Annotated in this window: 20 protein-coding genes and 1 pseudogene; 13 read left to right on the forward strand and 8 right to left on the reverse strand. The window is 64.7% G+C overall.

What is annotated here, in order from left to right; translation table 11 throughout:
• Positions 1-102: 102 nt before the first annotated feature.
• Together ACSE4D_RS18320 and ACSE4D_RS18325 are read left to right on the forward strand one after the other, a co-directional pair.
• Positions 103-858: a hypothetical protein gene (locus ACSE4D_RS18320; protein ID WP_436326369.1), complete on the forward strand. Its 756-nt coding sequence runs from the start codon at positions 103-105 to the stop codon at positions 856-858.
• A complete protein-coding gene (locus tag ACSE4D_RS18325) occupies positions 842-2,107 on the forward strand; it encodes an MFS transporter (RefSeq protein ID WP_436326370.1) in 1,266 nt (421 codons plus the stop codon). The genes ACSE4D_RS18320 and ACSE4D_RS18325 overlap by 17 nt, the downstream gene beginning before the upstream one ends.
• Positions 2,108-2,691: 584 nt before the next feature.
• Here ACSE4D_RS18325 and ACSE4D_RS18330 read toward each other — a convergent pair.
• Together ACSE4D_RS18330 and ACSE4D_RS18335 are read right to left on the reverse strand one after the other, a co-directional pair.
• Positions 2,692-3,033, reverse strand: coding sequence for a cupin domain-containing protein (locus ACSE4D_RS18330; protein ID WP_425120048.1), 342 nt, complete (start codon positions 3,031-3,033; stop codon positions 2,692-2,694).
• Between the two features lie 55 nt (positions 3,034-3,088).
• A complete protein-coding gene (locus ACSE4D_RS18335) occupies positions 3,089-3,754 on the reverse strand; it encodes a helix-turn-helix transcriptional regulator (protein WP_436326371.1) in 666 nt (221 codons plus the stop codon).
• A 48-nt stretch (positions 3,755-3,802) separates the two neighbouring features.
• On the opposite strand from ACSE4D_RS18335, the gene ACSE4D_RS18340 reads away from it, so the two are divergent.
• Entirely contained in the window at positions 3,803-4,393 is a 591-nt protein-coding gene (locus tag ACSE4D_RS18340; RefSeq protein ID WP_135542401.1) for a DUF2249 domain-containing protein, read from the forward strand.
• Positions 4,394-4,434: 41 nt separating this feature from the next.
• On the opposite strand, the gene ACSE4D_RS18345 is transcribed toward ACSE4D_RS18340, so the two are convergent.
• Complete coding sequence (locus ACSE4D_RS18345) at positions 4,435-4,911, reverse strand: Lrp/AsnC family transcriptional regulator (RefSeq protein WP_135542403.1); 477 nt, start codon at positions 4,909-4,911, stop codon at positions 4,435-4,437.
• Positions 4,912-5,020: 109 nt separating this feature from the next.
• Here ACSE4D_RS18345 and ACSE4D_RS18350 point away from each other — a divergent pair, with 109 nt between their 5' ends.
• Positions 5,021-6,202, forward strand: a complete 1,182-nt coding sequence (locus ACSE4D_RS18350) for a trans-sulfuration enzyme family protein (protein WP_135542404.1) — start codon at positions 5,021-5,023, stop codon at positions 6,200-6,202.
• Positions 6,203-6,316: 114 nt separating this feature from the next.
• Positions 6,317-7,078 (forward strand): MerR family transcriptional regulator, encoded by a 762-nt coding sequence (locus tag ACSE4D_RS18355; protein WP_425120047.1) that lies wholly within the window; start codon positions 6,317-6,319, stop codon positions 7,076-7,078.
• A 27-nt stretch (positions 7,079-7,105) separates the two neighbouring features.
• Here the strand turns inward: ACSE4D_RS18355 and ACSE4D_RS18360 are convergent, their stop codons facing one another.
• The 3 genes from ACSE4D_RS18360 to ACSE4D_RS18370 all read right to left on the reverse strand — a co-directional run bounded on the left by ACSE4D_RS18360 (position 7,106) and on the right by ACSE4D_RS18370 (position 8,479).
• Entirely contained in the window at positions 7,106-7,510 is a 405-nt protein-coding gene (locus tag ACSE4D_RS18360; protein WP_135538435.1) for an HIT family protein, read from the reverse strand.
• Between the two features lie 61 nt (positions 7,511-7,571).
• Complete coding sequence (locus ACSE4D_RS18365) at positions 7,572-8,039, reverse strand: redoxin domain-containing protein (RefSeq protein ID WP_135538437.1); 468 nt, start codon at positions 8,037-8,039, stop codon at positions 7,572-7,574.
• Entirely contained in the window at positions 8,036-8,479 is a 444-nt protein-coding gene (locus tag ACSE4D_RS18370) for a DUF3052 domain-containing protein (RefSeq protein ID WP_135538439.1), read from the reverse strand. Before ACSE4D_RS18370 ends, ACSE4D_RS18365 begins: the two co-directional genes overlap by 4 nt.
• 262 nt (positions 8,480-8,741) lie before the next feature.
• Between ACSE4D_RS18370 and aceE the strand changes: the two genes are divergently transcribed.
• The 6 genes from aceE to ACSE4D_RS18400 all read left to right on the forward strand — a co-directional run bounded on the left by aceE (position 8,742) and on the right by ACSE4D_RS18400 (position 16,501).
• Complete coding sequence (aceE, locus tag ACSE4D_RS18375) at positions 8,742-11,504, forward strand: pyruvate dehydrogenase (acetyl-transferring), homodimeric type (RefSeq protein WP_135538441.1); 2,763 nt, start codon at positions 8,742-8,744, stop codon at positions 11,502-11,504.
• Between the two features lie 134 nt (positions 11,505-11,638).
• Entirely contained in the window at positions 11,639-12,838 is a 1,200-nt protein-coding gene (locus ACSE4D_RS18380) for a PucR family transcriptional regulator (RefSeq protein WP_135538443.1), read from the forward strand.
• Between the two features lie 55 nt (positions 12,839-12,893).
• Positions 12,894-13,799, forward strand: coding sequence for an ACP S-malonyltransferase (locus tag ACSE4D_RS18385; protein WP_135538445.1), 906 nt, complete (start codon positions 12,894-12,896; stop codon positions 13,797-13,799).
• Between the two features lie 18 nt (positions 13,800-13,817).
• A complete protein-coding gene (locus ACSE4D_RS18390) occupies positions 13,818-14,819 on the forward strand; it encodes a beta-ketoacyl-ACP synthase III (RefSeq protein ID WP_436326372.1) in 1,002 nt (333 codons plus the stop codon).
• A gap of 118 nt (positions 14,820-14,937) precedes the next feature.
• Positions 14,938-15,189 carry an acyl carrier protein gene (locus ACSE4D_RS18395; protein WP_025776743.1) on the forward strand — a complete coding sequence of 84 codons (252 nt, stop codon included), beginning with the start codon at positions 14,938-14,940 and terminating at the stop codon, positions 15,187-15,189.
• Between the two features lie 67 nt (positions 15,190-15,256).
• The gene (locus tag ACSE4D_RS18400; RefSeq protein WP_436326373.1) at positions 15,257-16,501 is read left to right on the forward strand and encodes a beta-ketoacyl-[acyl-carrier-protein] synthase family protein; all 1,245 of its coding nucleotides are present in this window, start codon (positions 15,257-15,259) and stop codon (positions 16,499-16,501) included.
• Between the two features lie 214 nt (positions 16,502-16,715).
• Here ACSE4D_RS18400 and ACSE4D_RS18405 read toward each other — a convergent pair whose 3' ends face one another.
• Complete coding sequence (locus ACSE4D_RS18405; RefSeq protein WP_426937511.1) at positions 16,716-17,207, reverse strand: DUF3145 domain-containing protein; 492 nt, start codon at positions 17,205-17,207, stop codon at positions 16,716-16,718.
• A gap of 162 nt (positions 17,208-17,369) precedes the next feature.
• Between ACSE4D_RS18405 and ACSE4D_RS18410 the strand changes: the two genes are divergently transcribed.
• Positions 17,370-17,669 (forward strand): hypothetical protein, encoded by a 300-nt coding sequence (locus ACSE4D_RS18410; protein WP_426936345.1) that lies wholly within the window; start codon positions 17,370-17,372, stop codon positions 17,667-17,669.
• A gap of 20 nt (positions 17,670-17,689) precedes the next feature.
• Here ACSE4D_RS18410 and ACSE4D_RS18415 read toward each other — a convergent pair whose 3' ends face one another.
• A complete protein-coding gene (locus tag ACSE4D_RS18415) occupies positions 17,690-17,965 on the reverse strand; it encodes an integrase core domain-containing protein (RefSeq protein WP_426936346.1) in 276 nt (91 codons plus the stop codon).
• Between ACSE4D_RS18415 and ACSE4D_RS18420 the strand changes: the two are divergent.
• Positions 17,943-18,278: pseudogene (locus ACSE4D_RS18420) on the forward strand (integrase core domain-containing protein); the annotation flags it as partial. The gene ACSE4D_RS18415 and the pseudogene ACSE4D_RS18420 sit on opposite strands and share 23 nt — an antisense overlap.
• Between the last annotated feature and the right edge of the window lie 34 nt (positions 18,279-18,312).

The following is an 18,312-nucleotide window of genomic DNA, read 5'->3' on the forward strand; positions in this document are numbered from 1 at the left end:
ATTGCACAAATACACCAGCAAGGTTAGCCTTACCACGGTCTGTTGTGCAACGAACAAATTATTCCCCTACGCTGGAGAGGACTCTGGAGGGACGAGGCGAGAATGAGAGAAGACGCAGCAACAGAGGCCCGACTGAGCGCCAAAGACGCCGCTCCGAGACCACGTGGCCCGCGAACCGCGGCGGACGATGCCCCGCTGACCGTCGAGGAAATCGTGACGGCCGGAGTGCAACTCACAGCAGCGCATGGGCTTTCCGGCTGGTCGACACGAGACCTCGCCGCCGAGGTGGGATGCTGGCCGACCGCCATCGTGCATCGGATCGGACCGCGTCAGGACGTCGAACGCACCGTCGTAGATGCGGTTCTGCGGCAGGTGAATCTGCCGCCTCCCGACCTCACCTGGCGGCCTTGGTATGCCGAACTGCTGACCTCACTGCATCAGACCCTCAGTCACTACCCCGGCGTTGCCCGCTGGTTGGGGATGGCCGCAACCACTGTCCCCGGCGCCGTAGCCATCATCGACGTCGGCGTCGGCAAGCTCCTCGAGGCCGGACTCGACGAAGAGGCATCCGCCGCGCACATCACCCTGCTCAACACCGCCGTCCACCTGATCACCGCCGTCGACGAACGCGACATCGACCCCCAGCTCAACAAATCGATCCGCGCCAGTCTCACCGAGCTCCGCGACTCGACCGCTCAGCTCGGCGCGGCGACTTTCGCCCGAGCGCTCACCAACGGCATCGGCCCCGACAGCCTTTACCAGTACGCCGTCGAACGAGCACTCGACGGCATCGCCGCGCGTGTCACCGCTCTCACCACAAGCGAGGAAGGAGCCTCGCGACATGACGACCACCAGTAAACCCGGTACGCGCGGGCACAAATCCCAAGTCGGGCTCGTGCTGGCTACCGTCTTCCTCGCCTACCTCGGGCAGATGACGCTCAACCCCGTGATCGCTCCGCTCTCCCGCGAGGTGGGGCTGGCGGAATGGCAGGTCGGGCTCATGATTAGCGTCGCGGCCATCATGGTCGTCCTCACCAGCCAGTCCTGGGGGCGCCGTTCTCAGTCCTGGGGCCGCAAGCCCGTCCTCGCCGCCGCGATGCTCACCGCCACCGTCGCGATGATCCTGTTTGCGTTCCTGTCCGCCCTGGGGATGCAGGGCATCCTGACCGGAACCGCGATCTTCGTCCTGTTCGTGCTCACCCGCGGCCTGCTCTTCGGAACCGCACTCGCAGCGATGGCACCCACCGCGCAGGCCTACATCGCCGACGTCACCGACACCGAGGAAGAACGGGTACGCGGCATGGCAGGAGTCGGCGCCGTACAAGGAGTCGCGATGGTCGCCGGTGCCGTGGTCGGTGGGCTGCTCGCCGGGATCGGCCTCATAGTCTCGATCGGCGCCGTTCCAGTGCTCCTGCTCCTCGGACTCCTCATCGTCACCGTTGCGCTGCGCCGAGAAACAAGAACCGAGCTCATTCCCCACCCGCCACGGATCAGCCCCTTCGACACCAGGGTCTGGCCGTTCCTACTGGCAGGTTTCGGCATGTTCACCGCCTTGGGATTCATCCAGGTCGTGACCGGGTTCCTAGTCCAGGATCGCTTCGCGCTCGACGCCAACACCACCGGTCTCGTGACCGGGGCCGCGCTTCTGGCAGCTGGCATTGGGATGGTGTTCGCGCAGGCCGTGATCGTGCCCCGCTCCAGGTGGCGACCCGCGACGTTGCTGCGGACAGGCACCCTGACCGGCACGCTCGGCTTTCTCGCCCTGCTGTTCGATGCCGGCATCCCACTCCTGATCATCGCCATCGCCCTCATCGGCCTGGGAATCGGCCTCGCAGTGCCTGGCTACACCGCCGGCCCCACCCTGCTGATGAACCGCGAAGAACAAGGCGGACTCGCCGGACTGATCGGCGCGACCAACGGCCTCACCTTCGTGATCGCCCCCACCGCCAGCACCGCCCTGTACGCGGTGTGGCCGCTGCTGCCCGTCATCGTTGGTGCAGTGATCATGGCCGTCGTGCTCGGATTCGTGCTCCTCCAAAGCAGGTTCCGGAAACTGCCCGACCATCCCAAGCGTCAAGAAGAGGGCGTTCCAGCTCGCACGGACTGATACTCGAATACCACGGGGCTGACCTGCACGAATCCCTGCGTCGATCTGCGCGGCCGTTGTCAGCGCGTCTTCGCCCACACCGTGCCCCGGTGCACCCCGAACTGACGAGCCACGGCGGTCACGCTGAGCCCTTGCGCGCGGGCTGTTCGCATAGCGTCCACTTCCTCGTCCGTGAGGCGTGTTCGAGGTCGTTTCTTTGGTTCCGTCGATGCGCCGATCAACGGGTCGTCGGCCCCGTCCTCCGGGTCGGCATCCCCACGGGTGCCCTGATTCCACGCGGAAACCAGCCTCTCGACCCGAGGTCGCCTGTTCCCGCAACGCTCCATTGCTTCCACCAGCACAAACACTTACCCAGACACCATCGGCGCACGTCGATCCACTCCCCCGGCGCCCCCCGAGCCCTCAACGTCTCATGTTCATCCTACGGGGCTTCGGATTGGCACCGAGACAATAACCGGCATAGACCAAGCCGAATTTCGCACCCCCTGGAGGAATCGACAGTGTCGCGCCCGTCTGCGGGCTGAGGACTCGTCGACAGCCACTGGAGCAGCTCACGATCGGAATCCTTGAGTCACAGTCTCAGTTCAGCTGATGTCCATTCTGATGGTGAGAATGAAGGCGGCGTCCTCGAGTGCGGTGACCGCGTGCCTCTCGGCTGGGATGGCGATGTGATCTCCGGTCGACAACTCCCATGACTCGTCCGTCGTCGTCAGACGCACAGAACCCTCGAGAACCTGCAATGTCGCCTCAGGCGGGGAATCGTGCTCGGCGAGTTCGGAGCCGGCAGCGAGGGCGAGCAGCACCTGCCGCAGATAGGTGCCGGTGAATATTCCTTTGGCTGCTCGACCGCTGCCGGCGCGGCGAGCTCTGCTGAGCAGTTCGCGGCTGAGTTCGGCAAGATTCTCGGACGTGAGCTTCTCGGTCATGGTGGTGCGGTTCCTTTCACATTGGTGAGTGGTGTTCGTGGTCCAGGGGTCCAGATCAGCGTCTGCGCAGACGGGCGCGGCAGCTGGTCGGGGTGGCGAAGGGCTCGAGCGATTCGACGGCATTCGATGACTGTGCGGCTTCGAGGAAGCCGGTCATCATTCCGCGGTGGATCGCACACACCAGGCTCCCGTGCATGCCGAGGAACTCGCGCAGCGGACAGTTGTGGAGGTCGATCTGATTCCCGTCGAGGCGGGCCGGCGCGAACCCGGCCGCATCCAGCGTGTCGATGAGTCCGTCGACGGCGGAGTTCGCCCGACTGCCCGCGCCTGCGGCTGCACCGCTCCCCCACTGATACCCCGCCTCCTCGGCCTCGCCCGCGGGATCGGGCGCGGACGCGACGCGCAAAAGAAGGATACGAGCGAGCAGATCGGCTCGGTGCGGCCCGGAGTCCGTGGCCGGCGTGAGGAAGTATCGGACCTCGGGCCGTCCGGGCCCATGAGCGGGCCGCGTGTGACGAACGACGTCACCGTCGCGTTCGAGGACTCCGAGGTGAAAGCGGACCGTGTTCGGGTGAACTCCGAGACTCTCGGCGAGTTCGACCGCTGTGGCACTGGATCGTCCTCGCAGCTGTCGAAGGATTTCGGCGCGCCGACCCCCTCGCGCAGCCGTCGAATCCGGCCGGCCGAGGGAATCGCCGCGTGGTCCCAGTCGAGTGTCCATGATGATAGTTTATCCAAGAGATATTCAGAACAAACCAGAGGAGCTTTCGTGTCCGAAGAAGCCGTCATCGACGTTCGCACCATCCCCAAGCCCGAACGCCACCCACTCATCATCGACGCCTACGAGAAGCTCGACGTCGGTGCTGGGCTGATCCTCGTCAATGATCACGTCCCCGAGGGCCTGCGCGTAGAGATGGTCCGCGAGTTCGCCGATGCCGTCGGATGGGAGCCGCTGGAGAGCAGCGAGGACGCCGTGCGGGTGCGCATCGTCAAGCAGGCGGCGACTCCGACTCCGCGGGTCGTCCTCGACGTCGCCGAGGTGGCCGGCACCGAGGCAGAGTCCGGTTCGGTCTGGCAGCTGCCGACTCAGCAGCGTGATCTCGACGCGAATGTCATCGCCCTCGCCCCGGGCGGAGAGATCCGCGAGCACACCGGACCGAACCTCGACGTCCTCATCCATATTCTCGACGGCGCCGGAACGCTCGAGACCGAAACCGGCACGATCGACCTGTCACCTGGCCAGATCGTATGGCTGCCGCGCCTCTCACGTCGCCGGTTCACCGCCGACGCCGAGAACGGGCTCAAGTACTTCTCCGTCCACCAGCGCAAGCAGGGCCTGACGATCTCCGCCCGGCCCTGAGCCTCCCCTCGTGGGCATCGCCGATGCCGACATGACGCGACTCAGATGTCCTCAGGCATCCACGCCGAGCCCTCCTCGACCCGATAGATGAGGTTCGTGCGCGTATGCGCTACCGCTGGATACCGGGTGAGGTAGTCGAGGACGAACGACTGCACCGCCTCGGTGTCGGCGGCGACGATGTGCAGCAGATAGTCATCCGCCCCAGCCATGTGGTACATCCGCACCACCCCGGGGAACTTCAGCGCTGCGGCCGTGAAGGCGTCGATATCGGCCCGGTCGTGCTTGGCCAGTCGGATCGAGACGAGAGCGTGCAGGCTGACACCGAGGGCACCGGGATCGACATCGAGCCGGAAGCCGCGGATCACGCCGAGGGACTTGAGGCGCTTGAGTCGCAGAGACACCGTCGACTCGGAGATGCCGACTTCCGCGGCCAAGGCGGCGCCCGAGGCGCGCGCATCGGCGTTGAGCGCCCGCAGGAGGCGGTGGTCGGTGACATCGAGTGAGACATTCTGCGACATGAGTCACATTCTTCCAGAGATTCTCGCAGGATTTCCATCACTGACGCCGATCATCGAAGTCTCTTGAGAATTCCTTGCGCGCAATAGGAGAACCATATTGAATGCGAGTATGACCTCAATGCATCCGGAGACCCGAATGGTCCATGGCGGAATGGAGGGTCTGGCGGAGGCCGGCGTCCATGTTCCTGCCATCGACCTGTCCACCACCAACCCGGTCAATGACGTCCGGACCGGAGGGGACTCATATGAGAACCTCGCGTCAGGGCACCGGCCGGGCGCCGGCGACTCGGCCGTGTACCAGCGGCTGTGGCAGCCCGGCGTGGCACGCTTCGAAACAGCACTGGCAGACCTGGAGAACACCGAGGAGGCCGTTGCCTTCGCCACAGGCATGGCCGCACTCACCGCGGCCCTCCTCGCCGCGGTCCAGGCCGGCACCCCTCACATCGTGGCCGTCCGCCCGCTCTACGGCGGCAGCGACCACATCCTCGAATCCGGCCTGCTCGGAACATCGGTGACCTGGGCCGAGGAAGACGGAATCGCCGAGGCCATCCGTGAGGACACCGGGCTCGTCATCGTCGAGACCCCGGCCAACCCGAGCCTCGACCTCGTCGACATCGGGGCCGTCGTGACAGCAGCCGGTGGGGTACCCGTCCTCGTCGACAACACCTTCTGCACCCCGGTGCTGCAGAGGCCCGTCGACCACGGTGCCGCCCTCGTGCTCCACAGCGCCACGAAGTACCTCGGCGGCCACGGTGATGCGATGGGCGGAATCATCGCCGCGAACTCCGAATGGGCCACCCGGCTGCGCCAGGTCCGCGCGATCACCGGCGCCCTGCTGCATCCGATGGGTGCCTATCTCCTCCATCGCGGACTGCGCACGCTGTCGGTGCGGATGCATGCGGCCCAGGACACGGCCGGAGAGCTCGCCCGCCGCCTGCAGTCGCGTCCGGAAATCGCCCGCGTCCACTATCCCGGCCTATCCGGGGGCGACCCGCGCGGACTCGTCGGCCGGCAGATGGACGGCGGCGGCGCGATGATCGCACTCGAACTCGCTGGGGGCTTCGAGGCCGCCCGAACCCTGGTCGAACACTGCGACCTCATCGTCCATGCCGTCTCACTCGGCGGTGCCGACACACTCATCCAGCACCCGGCCTCACTGACGCACCGCCCCGTCGCGGCCACCGCGAAGCCCGGCGACGGACTGGTACGGCTGTCGGTCGGGCTCGAACATGTCGATGACCTCGCACGCGACCTGTTCACCGCACTCGATGCGATCCGGAGTGCCGCCTGAGGCCCACCGGAGCACCGGCGCCCCTCGTGCCCGCCCCGGACGATCCCGGGGCGGGCACAGTCGTCTCAGTTCTGGCTTGACCTTGACGTCGCGTCAACTTCTAGGCTGTCAGGCATGGACTGGTCCATTCAGGAAACAGCACGGCTGACGGGAACGACGAGCAGGACTCTGCGTCATTACGACGCGATCGGTCTGCTGCCGCCGACGTACATCGCCGCCAACGGCTACCGCTGCTACGACGAAGCGGCTCTGGTGCGCCTCCAACGCATCCTGCTGCTCAAAGAACTGGGGCTGTCGTTGACGACGATCGCCGAGGTGCTCGACCGCACCGAGGACCCGGTCGAGGCGCTGACACGCCATGTGCTCTCGCTCGGACGCGAGCGGGATCGCATCGACCGGCAGATCGCATCCGTCACCGCGACGATCACGCATTTGAAAGCAGGTGAACCGCTCATGGCGGAAGAGATGTTCGATGGCTTCGACCATCGGCAATACGAAGAAGAGGTGACCGAGCGTTGGGGCGCCGACGCGTACCGACGCTCCGATGAATGGTGGTCCCGGAAGAGTCACACGGACAAACAGGTGTGGAAATCGCGGGTCGCCGTGCTCTCCCAGGATTGGATCGCCGCCGCAGAGGCGGGGGCGCGGCCCGAATCGGACCGCTGCCAGGAACTCGCCCGCCGTCATATCGAATGGCTGAAGGCGATTCCGGGCACCCCGGCCCATGATCCCGCAGGGGATCTCGCCGGCTACGTGCGCGGCCTCGGCCGAATGTACGTCGACGACCCACGACTCGGTGCGAACTACGGCGGGACCGCAGGCGCCGAGTTGGTCAGGGACTCACTCGACCGCTGGCTCGAGGCCCATCGGATCTGAGACGGCCCGCGACGGACCTCATCTGGTTCAGGGCAGTTCGGAGAGTGCCTGACGGATCTTCTCTGCAGGCACCTCCAACTGCTCCGGGGTCTGCATCGGAGCTCGATCGGAGATGTCGAAGTCGTCCATCGAGTTCGTCGGCAGCACGTGGATGTGCAGGTGGGGCACTTCATAACCGACGATGAGCAGACCGATGCGCTCGCAGTCGAGGGCCCTCTTCTGCGCTTCACCGAGCCTCTTCGCCACGGTCATGAGATGGTTCATCAGCTCCTGGTCAGCATCGATCCAGTGCGAGATCTCCTCACGCGGGACCACCATGAGATGACCTTCTGTCATCGGAGCAACGTCGAGGAAGGCGACGCACTTCTCGTCCTCATGGACGAAGGTGCCGGGAATCTCGCCATTGATGATCTTCGTGAACAGCGTGGCCATGTGGAGTCCTCCTTGCAGTCCCCGCGGAGCGTGGACCCGCCCGCGGAATGTGGCTCGAATTTCACAGGCAGGAGACGGCCGCAGCGAAATCCGCGCCGAAGTCGCGGGTCTCGGTGCGAGCGACCTGCCTGCCACTGACGATCGTACCTGTCGGGGCGATCACGAAGACCCCGCGCTCGGCGACGCCGTGGATCGGGTCGAAGACGCCGAAGGCACGGGCCGACTCACCGTGCGGCCAGAAGTCCGACAGCAGCACGATATCGGTGTCGGCGTGCCGGGCCCAGGCGGCCAGGGTGTACTTCGAGTCCACGGACACCACGACCACCTCGACAGCCCGCCCGCGCTCGCGCATCCGCTTCTGCCACACATCGAGTGCGGCGAGTTCGTCACCGCAGATCGGTGAGAACGCAAACGGGACGAAAACGAGCACGACCACGCGAGGTCGGGCCGCCTCGGTGAGGGTGAAGACCGATCCGAACTGATCGGGAAGGGCGAGATCCGGGGCCCGGTCACCGGGCCTGAGGATCATGAGAAGTTCTTTTTGCCTACGAGTCGGAAACCGGCCCAATCATCGGCGGCACTGACCGTCGACGTCACGTGCATCCCGGCGGTCGGAGCCGCCTCGGAGATGTCGGCTGGGCTGATGTGGCCGGGGCGGTTCGCCTTCGGGCTGAGCAGCCACACGACTCCGCCCTCCTTCAACGTGGCCTGGGCGTCGACGAGGCCGTCGATGAGATCATCGTCGTCCGATCGCCACCACATGAGGATCACGTCATAGACATCGTCCTCTTCGCCGTCGGCGATCTTGTCTCCGATGATGCTTTCGATCGCCTCGCAGAGTGCCTGGTCGACATCGTCGTCATAGCCGATCTCTTGCACATAGTCGCCCTTGCTGAAGCCGAGGTTGTGTCCCAGCTCGTTCGCGAGGGTCGAAGTGGAGGATGTCCTTTCAGAAGCGGAGTTGCTCATGCCTGTATTGTTCCGTCAACAGTGGTCAAGGTGCAAATGATGTCCGCGCCCGCGCGCCGCAAGCGCAGTCAAAGGGCATCTAAGCACGCATTTCCGTCAGGGAAATCACAAGTGAACGGCACAGCGAAGTTTGCCTGCCCGTACTAGGCTGACCTGTGTATCGGGTGGACCCTGGGCTCAGACATCCTGCGGACCACACTCCATCTGATGGACATGATCTCTACACCAATGAAGATCGTGGAGCTGAAGAGAGGACCACATCGTGGACAATCGGAATCAGGGCGGCCCCATTCTCAACGGCCTGCCCAGCCAGGTGCCCGACATCGACCCGGAGGAGACCGAGGAATGGCTGGCCTCCCTCGATGGCCTCATCGATGAGACCGGTCGAACACGAGCACGCTACATCATGCTGCGCATGCTCGAGCGCTCACGGCAGAAACAGATCGGTGTCCCCAGCCTCACGGCCACCGACTACGTCAACACCATCGGACCCGAGAACGAGCCATGGTTCCCCGGCGACGAAGAGGTCGAGCGCCGCTACCGCCGTTGGAACCGCTGGAATGCCGCCATGCTCGTGCACCGGGCCCAGCGTCCCGGCGTAGAGGTCGGCGGACACATCTCCACCTACGCCTCGTCCGCGACTCTCTACGAGGTCGGGCTCAATCACTTCTTCCGCGGCAAGGACCATCCCGGCGGCGGTGACCACATCTTCTATCAGGGTCATGCCTCCCCCGGTATGTACGCTCGTGCCTATCTCGAGGGGCGGATGAGCGCCGAACAGCTCGACGGGTTCCGTCAGCAGCAGTCGCACTTCATCGACGGCAAGCCGCAGGGGCTGCCCTCCTACCCGCACCCGCACCAGCTGCCTGACTTCTGGGAGCACCCCACGGTGTCCATGGGTCTGGGGCCGATGAACGCGATCGCGCAGGCTCAGTTCGACAAGTACCTGCACAACCGCGGCGTCAAGGACACGTCCCAGCAGCAGACCTGGGCGTTCCTCGGCGACGGCGAACTCGACGAGCCCGAGAGCCGCGGCATGCTCCATGTTGCCGCTTTCGAAGAGCTCGACAACCTCAACTTCGTCATCAACTGCAACCTGCAGCGGCTCGACGGCCCCGTCCGCGGCAACGGCAAGATCATGCAGGAGCTCGAATCCTACTTCCGCGGTGCCGGCTGGAACGTCATCAAGGTCGTCTGGGGACGCGAGTGGGACGCCCTGTTGGCCAAGGACCGCGACGGTGCGCTCGTCAACCTCATGAATGTCACGCCCGACGGTGACTACCAGACCTACAAAGGCGAGTCCGGCGGGTTCGTCCGCGACAACTTCTTCGGCCGTGATCCGCGCACGAAGGCGATGGTCGAGAATTACAGCGACGAGCAGATCTGGAACCTCAAGCGCGGAGGCCACGACTATCGCAAGGTCTACGCCGCTTACAAGGCAGCCCTCGAACACACCGGTCAGCCGACGGCGATCCTCGTCAAGACCGTCAAGGGCTACTCGCTCGGACCTCACTTCGAGGCCCGCAACGCAACGCACCAGATGAAGAAGATGACCGTCGACGACCTCAAACTCGCTCGCGATCACTTCCAGATCCCGATCTCGGATAAGGAGCTCGAAGAGAATCCGCAGCTCCCGCCGTACTACCACCCGGGTGTCGACGCCCCCGAACTCAAGTACATGCAGGAGCGTCGTGCCGAGCTCGGCGGATACTCCCCCGAACGTCGCAGCACCCACATCGACCTCAAGATGCCTTCCGAAAAGGCCTTCGAGGCCGGGCGTCGCGGTTCGGGCAAGCAGCAGATCGCGACCACGATGGGCTTCGTGCGCGTGCTCAAGGACCTCATGCGGGAGAAGGAGTTCGGTCACCGGATCGTGCCGATCATCCCCGATGAGGCCCGCACCTTCGGCATGGACTCGTTCTTCCCGACGGCGAAGATCTACAACCCACACGGTCAGAACTACATTTCTGTCGACCGGGACCTGTTCCTCGCGTACAAGGAAGCCACTGACGGTCAGCTTCTGCACGTGGGCATCAACGAGGCCGGCGCGACCGCAGCACTGACTGCGGCGGGCACCTCGTACGCCACCCACGGCGAGCCGATGATCCCGTTCTACATCTTCTACTCGATGTTCGGCTTCCAGCGCACCGGCGACTTCTTCTGGGCCGCCGGCGACCAGATGGCCCGCGGATTCGTCCTCGGTGCCACCGCAGGACGCACGACACTCGTAGCCGAGGGCCTGCAGCACGGCGACGGCCACTCGCATCTGCTCGCCTCGACGTACCCCTCGGTCGTGTCCTACGACCCGGCTTACAGCTACGAGATCGCCCATATCGTCAAGGACGGCATCCACCGGATGTACGATCCCGCCGATGAACGCGACCCCGACGTGCTCTACTACATCACCATGTACAACGAGCCGATGGTCCAGCCGGCCGAGCCGGAGGGCCTCGACGTCGAAGGCGTGCTCAAGGGCCTCTACCTGCTCAAGAAGGGTGCCGACAACGGTGGGCCGAAGGTTCAGCTAATGGCCTCCGGTGTCGGTGTCCAGTGGGTCCTCGAGGCTCAGGAGCTGCTGGAGAAGGACTGGGGAGTCTCGGCCGATGTGTGGTCGGTGACTTCGTGGACCGAGCTGCGTCGTGACGGCCTCGACGCCGAGAACGAGCGGCTCAAGCACCCCGACGCCGAATCGCGTGTGCCCTATGTCAGCGAGAAGATGGCTGAGACCGAAGGCCCGGTCATCGCGACCTCGGATTACATGCGAGCCGTGCCCGACCAGATCCGCCAGTACGTGCCCAGCCACTTCACCTCGCTCGGCACCGACGGCTACGCGATCTCGGACACCCGTCCCGCGGCTCGTCGCTACTACCTCGTCGACGGTCCGTCTGTGGTCACCCAGGCGCTCATCTCCCTGGCCGACACCGGGAAGATCTCGGCTGAGAAGGCCGCCGAGGCGGCGAAGAAGTACCAGCTCGACGATGTCCGAGCGGGCAGCTCGGGATCGACCGAGGGAGCAGGAGCCTGATCTCCTGAGATTGCTCACGCGTTGAGCCCCGATATGGCCGGAGTCTCCAAGACTCCGGCCATATTTGTCTCAAATTCCCACTGGTTGTATGTCGCTGACAACGTATTTGTGAGTAATCATCTAAAGTCGTACTCATGATGTCTGATGCCGAGTCCGTGCGCCGTCGCGCCGAAACCGCCCGTCGACTGCGGGCGGGAGTCGGGGTCCTGTCGTCGGTGACGCTGCAGCGGCTTGAGACGCAGCTGCCCTGGTACCGCACGATGTCGTCCTCTGACCGGTCCTGGGTAGGCTTGCTCGCCCAGTCGGGCATCTCCTCATTCGTCGACTGGTACCGCAAACCCGATAAGAACCTGCGCGTGGTCTCCGACCTGTTCAAGACCGCTCCGCGCGACCTCGTCCGCGCCATCAGCCTGCAGCAGACACTGCAGCTGCTCAAGATCGTCGTCGAAGTCGTCGAGGAGCGCGTTCCGGACATCGCCCGTCCTGTCGAGCAGCCGGCCCTGCGCGAAGCCGTGCTCGTCTATTCGCGCGAGGTGGCCTTCGCCGCCGCCGATGTCTACGCCCGCGCCGCCGAAGCCCGCGGCAGCTGGGACGCCCGACTCGAGGCTATGGTCATCGACGCTCTCGTTCGCGGAGACTCCGTCGATGAGCTCGCCAGCCGCACCGCTGCCTTCGGCTGGCAGTCAGACGGCCCAGTGTGCGTCATCGTCGGGCGTGCCCCGCAGCGCTCGGCGAACAAGGGCCTCGACGGAATCCGGCGCAAAGCCAGCAGGTGGGCCGACGACGCCCTCGTCGGCATCCACGACAACCGGCTGCTCATCGTCCTGGGCGGGGTCACCGAAGTCGATGAGGCCGTCGAGGATCTGTCCGACTGCTTCGGTCCCTCCGAAGTCATCGTCGGACCCACGGTCCCGGCGCTGGCCGAGGCGGCCACCTCGGCGAAAGCGGCGATCCGCGCACTCAAGGCCGCCACAGCACGCCCTGACTCCCCGCGGCCGGTCAAGGCCGATGACCTGCTGCCCGAAAGGGCACTGGCCGGAGACCGGATCGCCTTGGGCGAGCTCATCGACCGCTATTACGCACCATTGACGTCGGGCACCGGGCAGCTGCTGAAGACCGTCAGCGCGTATGTCGAATTCGGATCCTCGCTCGAAGCCACGGCCAAGGCGCTGTCAGTGCATCCGAACACCGTCCGCTACCGTCTGCGCAAGATCACCGAAGCCATCGGACTCGACCCGACGACGTCTCGCGATGCGTTCGTCATCCACATCGCATTGGTCTATGGGCGACTGTCAGAAGACGGCGTATTGTCGAACAGCGACAAATCTCATTGAAATCGGTCCGACGTCCATTAGATTGGCATCTGGAACCCAACGAAAAGAGAACTGAGTGCTAGCAATCACCTGCCCGGGCCAGGGGGCCCAGAAGTCCGGCTTCCTCAACTCCTTCCTCGAGCTCGATACCTTCTCCGCACAGATCGACGTGCTCTCGACCGCCTCGGGGATCGACCTGCGCCTGCACGGCACCGAATCCGATGACGAGACGATCAAGGACACGGCGCTGGCACAGCCGCTGCTCGTCGCCTCGGCGATCGCCTGCGCCGCCGAGCTCGGTGTCAGCCCCGACGTCGTGGCCGGACACTCGGTCGGTGAGATCGCGGCCGCACAGCTCGCGGGTGTCTTCTCCCCCGCCGATGCCATGCGGTTCGTGTCGGTGCGTGCCACAGGCATGGCCGCCGCCGCTGCCGCCACGCCCACCGGTATGGCCGCCGTCGTCGGCGGACAGCCCGAAGACGTGTTCGCCGCCATCGAAGCCGCCGGTGCCAGCCCGGCCAATGTCAACGGCGGTGGACAGACCGTCGCCGCCGGTTCCCTCGCTTCGCTGCAGACCTTGTCGGAGAACCCGCCCGAGCGAGCACGCGTCATCGCGCTGCCCGTCGCCGGCGCCTTCCACACCGAGTTCATGGCTGCGGCGACCGAGGACCTCGCCACCACCGCCTCGGCGCTGGAGGTCACCGACCCGCAGGTGCGCATCCTCAGCAATTCTGACGGCAGCGCTGTTGCAGACGGCCGCGAATACGTCGACCGCCTCGTCAAGCAGGTCACGAACCCGGTCCGCTGGGACCTGTGCCAGGAGACCCTGCTCGACTCCGGAGTCACCGGAATGATCGAACTCGTGCCCGGTGGCACCCTCACCGGCATCGCTCGACGCGCCATGAAGGGCGTGGAGACATTCCCCATCAAATCAGCCGCCGACCTCGACGGCGCGCGTGAGTTCGCGGCAGCTCACGCCTGAGAATCGAAGGACAACACAATGCCAACACTGCAGACAGCCAAGCTCGGCACCTTCTCCCGCATCGCCGGGATCGGCGCCTACCGGGCAGAGAACCTCGTCACGAATGACGATATCGCCGGGCCGATCAACTCCTCGGACGAATGGATCCGTCAGCGCACCGGTATCGTCACCCGCCGTCGTGCCAGCAAGGACGTCGGCGTTCTCGACATGTGCGAGGAAGCCGCACTCGAAGCCATCGCCTCGTCCGGTCTCAAACCCGAGGACATCGGCGCGATCATCATCTCCACGGTGACCTTCCCCTACATGACCCCCTCGGCTGCCGCCGCCCTCACCGATCGCCTCGGCACCGGCCCGATCCCCGCATGGGACATCAGCGCCGCGTGCGCGGGCTACTGCTACGGCATCGGCCAGGCCGATTCGCTGGTGCGGTCCGGAGCCATGGACAACATCCTCGTCATCGGTGCTGAGAAGCTCTCGGACATCATCGATCCTGAGGACCGTTCGATCTCCTTCATCCTCGGTGACGGTGCCGGTGCGGTCGTCGTGACCTCGTCCGACGAGCCCGGCATTTCGAAGACCGTGTGGGGCTCGAAGGGCGAGAACTGGTCGACCATTCGGATGACCGAATCGCTCATGGATGTCCGCGACGACCGTGATCTTCCGTTCCCGACCCTGCGCCAGGACGGTCCGACCGTCTTCCGCTGGGCCGTGTGGGACGGCGCCGAGGTGGCCAAGGAAGCCCTCGCCGCTTCCGGTGTCGCAGCCGAGGATCTCGCAGCGTTCATTCCGCACCAGGCGAACATGCGCATCATCGATGAGCTCGCCAAGCAGCTCAAGCTGCCGGACTCGGTCGTCATCGCCCGTGACATCGCCGACAACGGCAACACTTCGGCAGCGTCGATCCCGCTGGCCACCGAACGTCTTCTGCGCGAACAGCCCGAACTCAGCGGCGGGCTCGCCCTGCAGATGGGCTTCGGCGCGGGCCTCGTCTACGGCGCGCAGGTCGTCCGCCTGCCCTGAGACACACCATTCACGGAAAACTCTCCGTGAATGTCCTAAGATATTCGGCGGGACACTCGTCGAAACGTTCCTCAAACGGTCGAAAAACCCTCGGCCGAAATCAGAAAGTAGGAAAGAAATGGCATTCACCGAAGCTGAAGTCCTCGCTGGGCTCGCAGAGATCGTCAACGAAGAGACCGGCCTGGCCGTTGAAGCAGTCGAAGCCGACAAGTCGTTCACCGATGACCTCGACATCGACTCGATCTCGATGATGACCATCGTCGTCAACGCTGAGAAGAAGTTCGGCGTGAAGATCCCCGATGACGACGTCAAGGATCTCGTGACCGTTCAGGACGCTGTCGACTACATCAACAAGGCGCAGGAAGCCTGAACCACAGCAGCCGAACACGGCCCGTCCACCGACGGGCCGTGTCCACACTATCGACGAGGTTTGTACCATGACAGCTAAAGTTGTCGTCACCGGCATCGGTGCGGTAACCCCCCTGGGCGCAGACGCCGAGGCCACGTGGCAAGCCATTCTGGCAGGCACCTCAGGGGTCCACACGATGGACAATGATTGGTCGGAGAAGTACGGCCTCGCCGTGGACTTCGCCGCCCAGGTCGACCCACAGGTCGTTCCCGACAATCTCAAGCGAGTCCAGGCGAAGAGACTCGACCCTTCGAGCCAATTCGCGCTGATCTCCGCCCGTGAGGCGATGGCAGATGCCGGCCTCGAAGAGACCGACCCTGAGCGCACTGCCGTCTCCTGGGCCACCGGAATCGGCGGCGTCTGGACTCTGCTCGATGCCTGGGACACGTTGCAGGAGGAGGGCCCTCGCCGGGTCATGCCGCTGACGGTCCCCATGCTCATGCCGAATGGTCCGGCCGCGGCAATCGGCATGGAGTTCGCAGCTCGTGCAGGCGTGCAGACTCTGGTCTCTGCCTGCGCGTCGTCGACCGAGAGCCTCGGCCACGCTTACGATGTGCTCGCGTCCGGCAGGGCCGATGTCATCATCGCCGGCGGTTCCGAAGCGGCGATCCATCCGATCACCCTGGCCGCGTTCAACTCGATGCAGGCCCTTTCACGTCGCACGGACTCACCCGAAGCAGCTTCGCGCCCCTATGACGTCGACCGTGACGGATTCGTCATGGGAGAGGGCGCGGGTGCGCTCATCCTCGAGACCGAGGAGCATGCGCGGGCGCGTGGAGCGAAGATCTACGCCGAGGTGGCCGGCTGGGGCATCTCGAATGATGCCTACCACATCACCGGCGGCGAACCTGAGGGCAAGCATGCGCTGGCTGCCATGCAGCAGGCTCTTGACGCCGGCGGACTGAGGGCAGCTGACATCAAGCACGTCAATGCCCATGCCACGTCGACTCCGGTCGGAGACATCCCGGAGTCGCTGGCCATCAGTGAACTCCTCGGGGACAACGTCTCTGATGCTCTGGTCTCGGCCACGAAGTCGATGACCGGCCACCTCCTCGGCGGCACCGGTGCGGTGGAAGCGATCCTCACGGTCAAGGCTCTGCAGACGCGCACGGCTCCCCCGACCATCAATGTCGATGAGGTCGACCCGAAGGTCGAGGGCATCAACATCGTCCGTGACACTCCGCAGGAACTGCCTTCGGGCGATATCGCGGCGATCACGAACTCATTCGGCTTCGGTGGTCACAACGCCGTCGTCGCCTTCCGCTCCGTCTGATCAACGCCGCTCCAATCGAGCGGCTCGGCCCACTCCAGAGTGGACAGCACAGGTTTGATCCTGGGCTGCTCACCTTGGAGTGGGCCGTTTTCATCGGTGCTCAAGCAAAGCGTGAGAGCGGTCAGGCGAAATGGACACACCCGAGGCAGGTAGGTGTGCCCATTGAGCAGAATTGAGCCGGAGCCGCCGAATGACTGTACGGCCCGGAGGCGATTCAGCCGACCTTGGTCAGCCAGCGAACCGGCGCGCCGTCGCCTGCGTGGCGGAACGCGTCGAGTTCCTCATCCCACGCTTCGCCGAGGGCAGTCGCCATCTCCGAGGAGAACTTCGCGGGATCGCCTGCAGCGCGGTCCATGACCGAGCGGATGCGGTCTTCGGGAACGAGGATATTGCCAGCTGTGTCGGTCACGGCGTGGTAGATGCCCAGATCGGGTGTGTGGCTCCACCGTCCGCCGTCGACTCCGGGAGAGGGTTCTTCGGTGACCTCGTAGCGGAGAGAATCCCAGCCGCGCAGGGCCGAAGCGATACGGGCTCCGGAGCCTGCCGGCGCGCGCCAGCAGACTTCTGCGCGCACGAGACCTGGAGCAGCCGGCTGGGGTGTCCAGTCGAAGCGTGCTTGTGCGCCGATAGCCCCGCCCGCTGCCCATTCGATGTGAGGGCACAGCGCACGAGGTGCTGAGTGGACGAAGAGTACGCCCTGTGTCATATCCATTTCTGCCTCCTACCTCGGATACGTCTTCCCCTACGATCCGAAAGGAGGTGCTGACCACATGATAGTCGATGTTCGACGTGCAGCCAAGCATCAAAGATACTGGTGGCGTTGGGTGCCTGCGCGGTGGTCGCGATCGACGTTAGGGTGGCCGGCCCCATGACTGTGGAACTCACGACGCCCGACTCACCGCAGCGGACCATCCGCATGTTCCCCGACTATACGGATACGGTACTGTGGATCAACATACCGATCGACTACGAGGACACGGAATTGTCCGGCCAGCTCGGCGCGGTGCTGGAGGCGTCGGAACAGTCTTACTATGACTCGCTCGATTCCGCCTTCGTTTGGGTATCCGACACAGCTGCACGCACCTTCACCGAGGAAGGCGTGCGGCTCGCCCGATGGGTCTCTGCCGAAGTCGGTCCCAAGTTCGTTGTCAAGCCCCGGGTTTCGTAGAGCCTCCTTTTCTTGGTTTCCTAAGCAGCCGCGGACTCTGTCGCGGACTGGTTGATCCATTCAGAATGGACCTCGACGGGCGGTCGATAGTCAATCGCTGAATGCAACCTGGACTGGTTGTACCAAGCCACCCACTTCGAGGTCTCCGCCATCACCTCAATCGGCCCCGACCAGACCTTCAGGTCGATGAGCTCTGCCTTGTAGACCAAGTTCAATGCCTCGGCCATGGCGTTGTCGTACGAGTCCCCACGCGACCCCACCGACGCCACAACCTCGGACAAGGGCGCCCAGTACACGTCGGCGCAGTTGCATCAAGCATAGGTCGAACTGGGTTTGAGGCAGTCGGCGGGTCGGACTGGGGTGTGTTGGGATAACGCGATGTCGGAGTCGTTCTGGTCGTCATTGAAGCCGGAATTCTTCGAGCGGCGAGTCTGGCAGGCCCGGGCTGAGGCGATGCGGGAAGTCGCTCGTTGGATCGAGGTGGTCTATAACCGGCGGCGGTTGCACACGGCGTTGAGTATGGTGCCGCCGGTGGAGTTTGAGGAGAAGTTCCGGGCCGAGCAGAGTGCCGGCCAGGTTCAGGAGGAAGCGTCTACGCAAGCTGCGTGACGTGGTTCACGTGTCCACGACTTGCGGGGAGGCT

The organism is Brevibacterium sp. FAM 27836 (assembly GCF_051351055.1).
GTDB lineage: Bacteria > Actinomycetota > Actinomycetes > Actinomycetales > Brevibacteriaceae > Brevibacterium.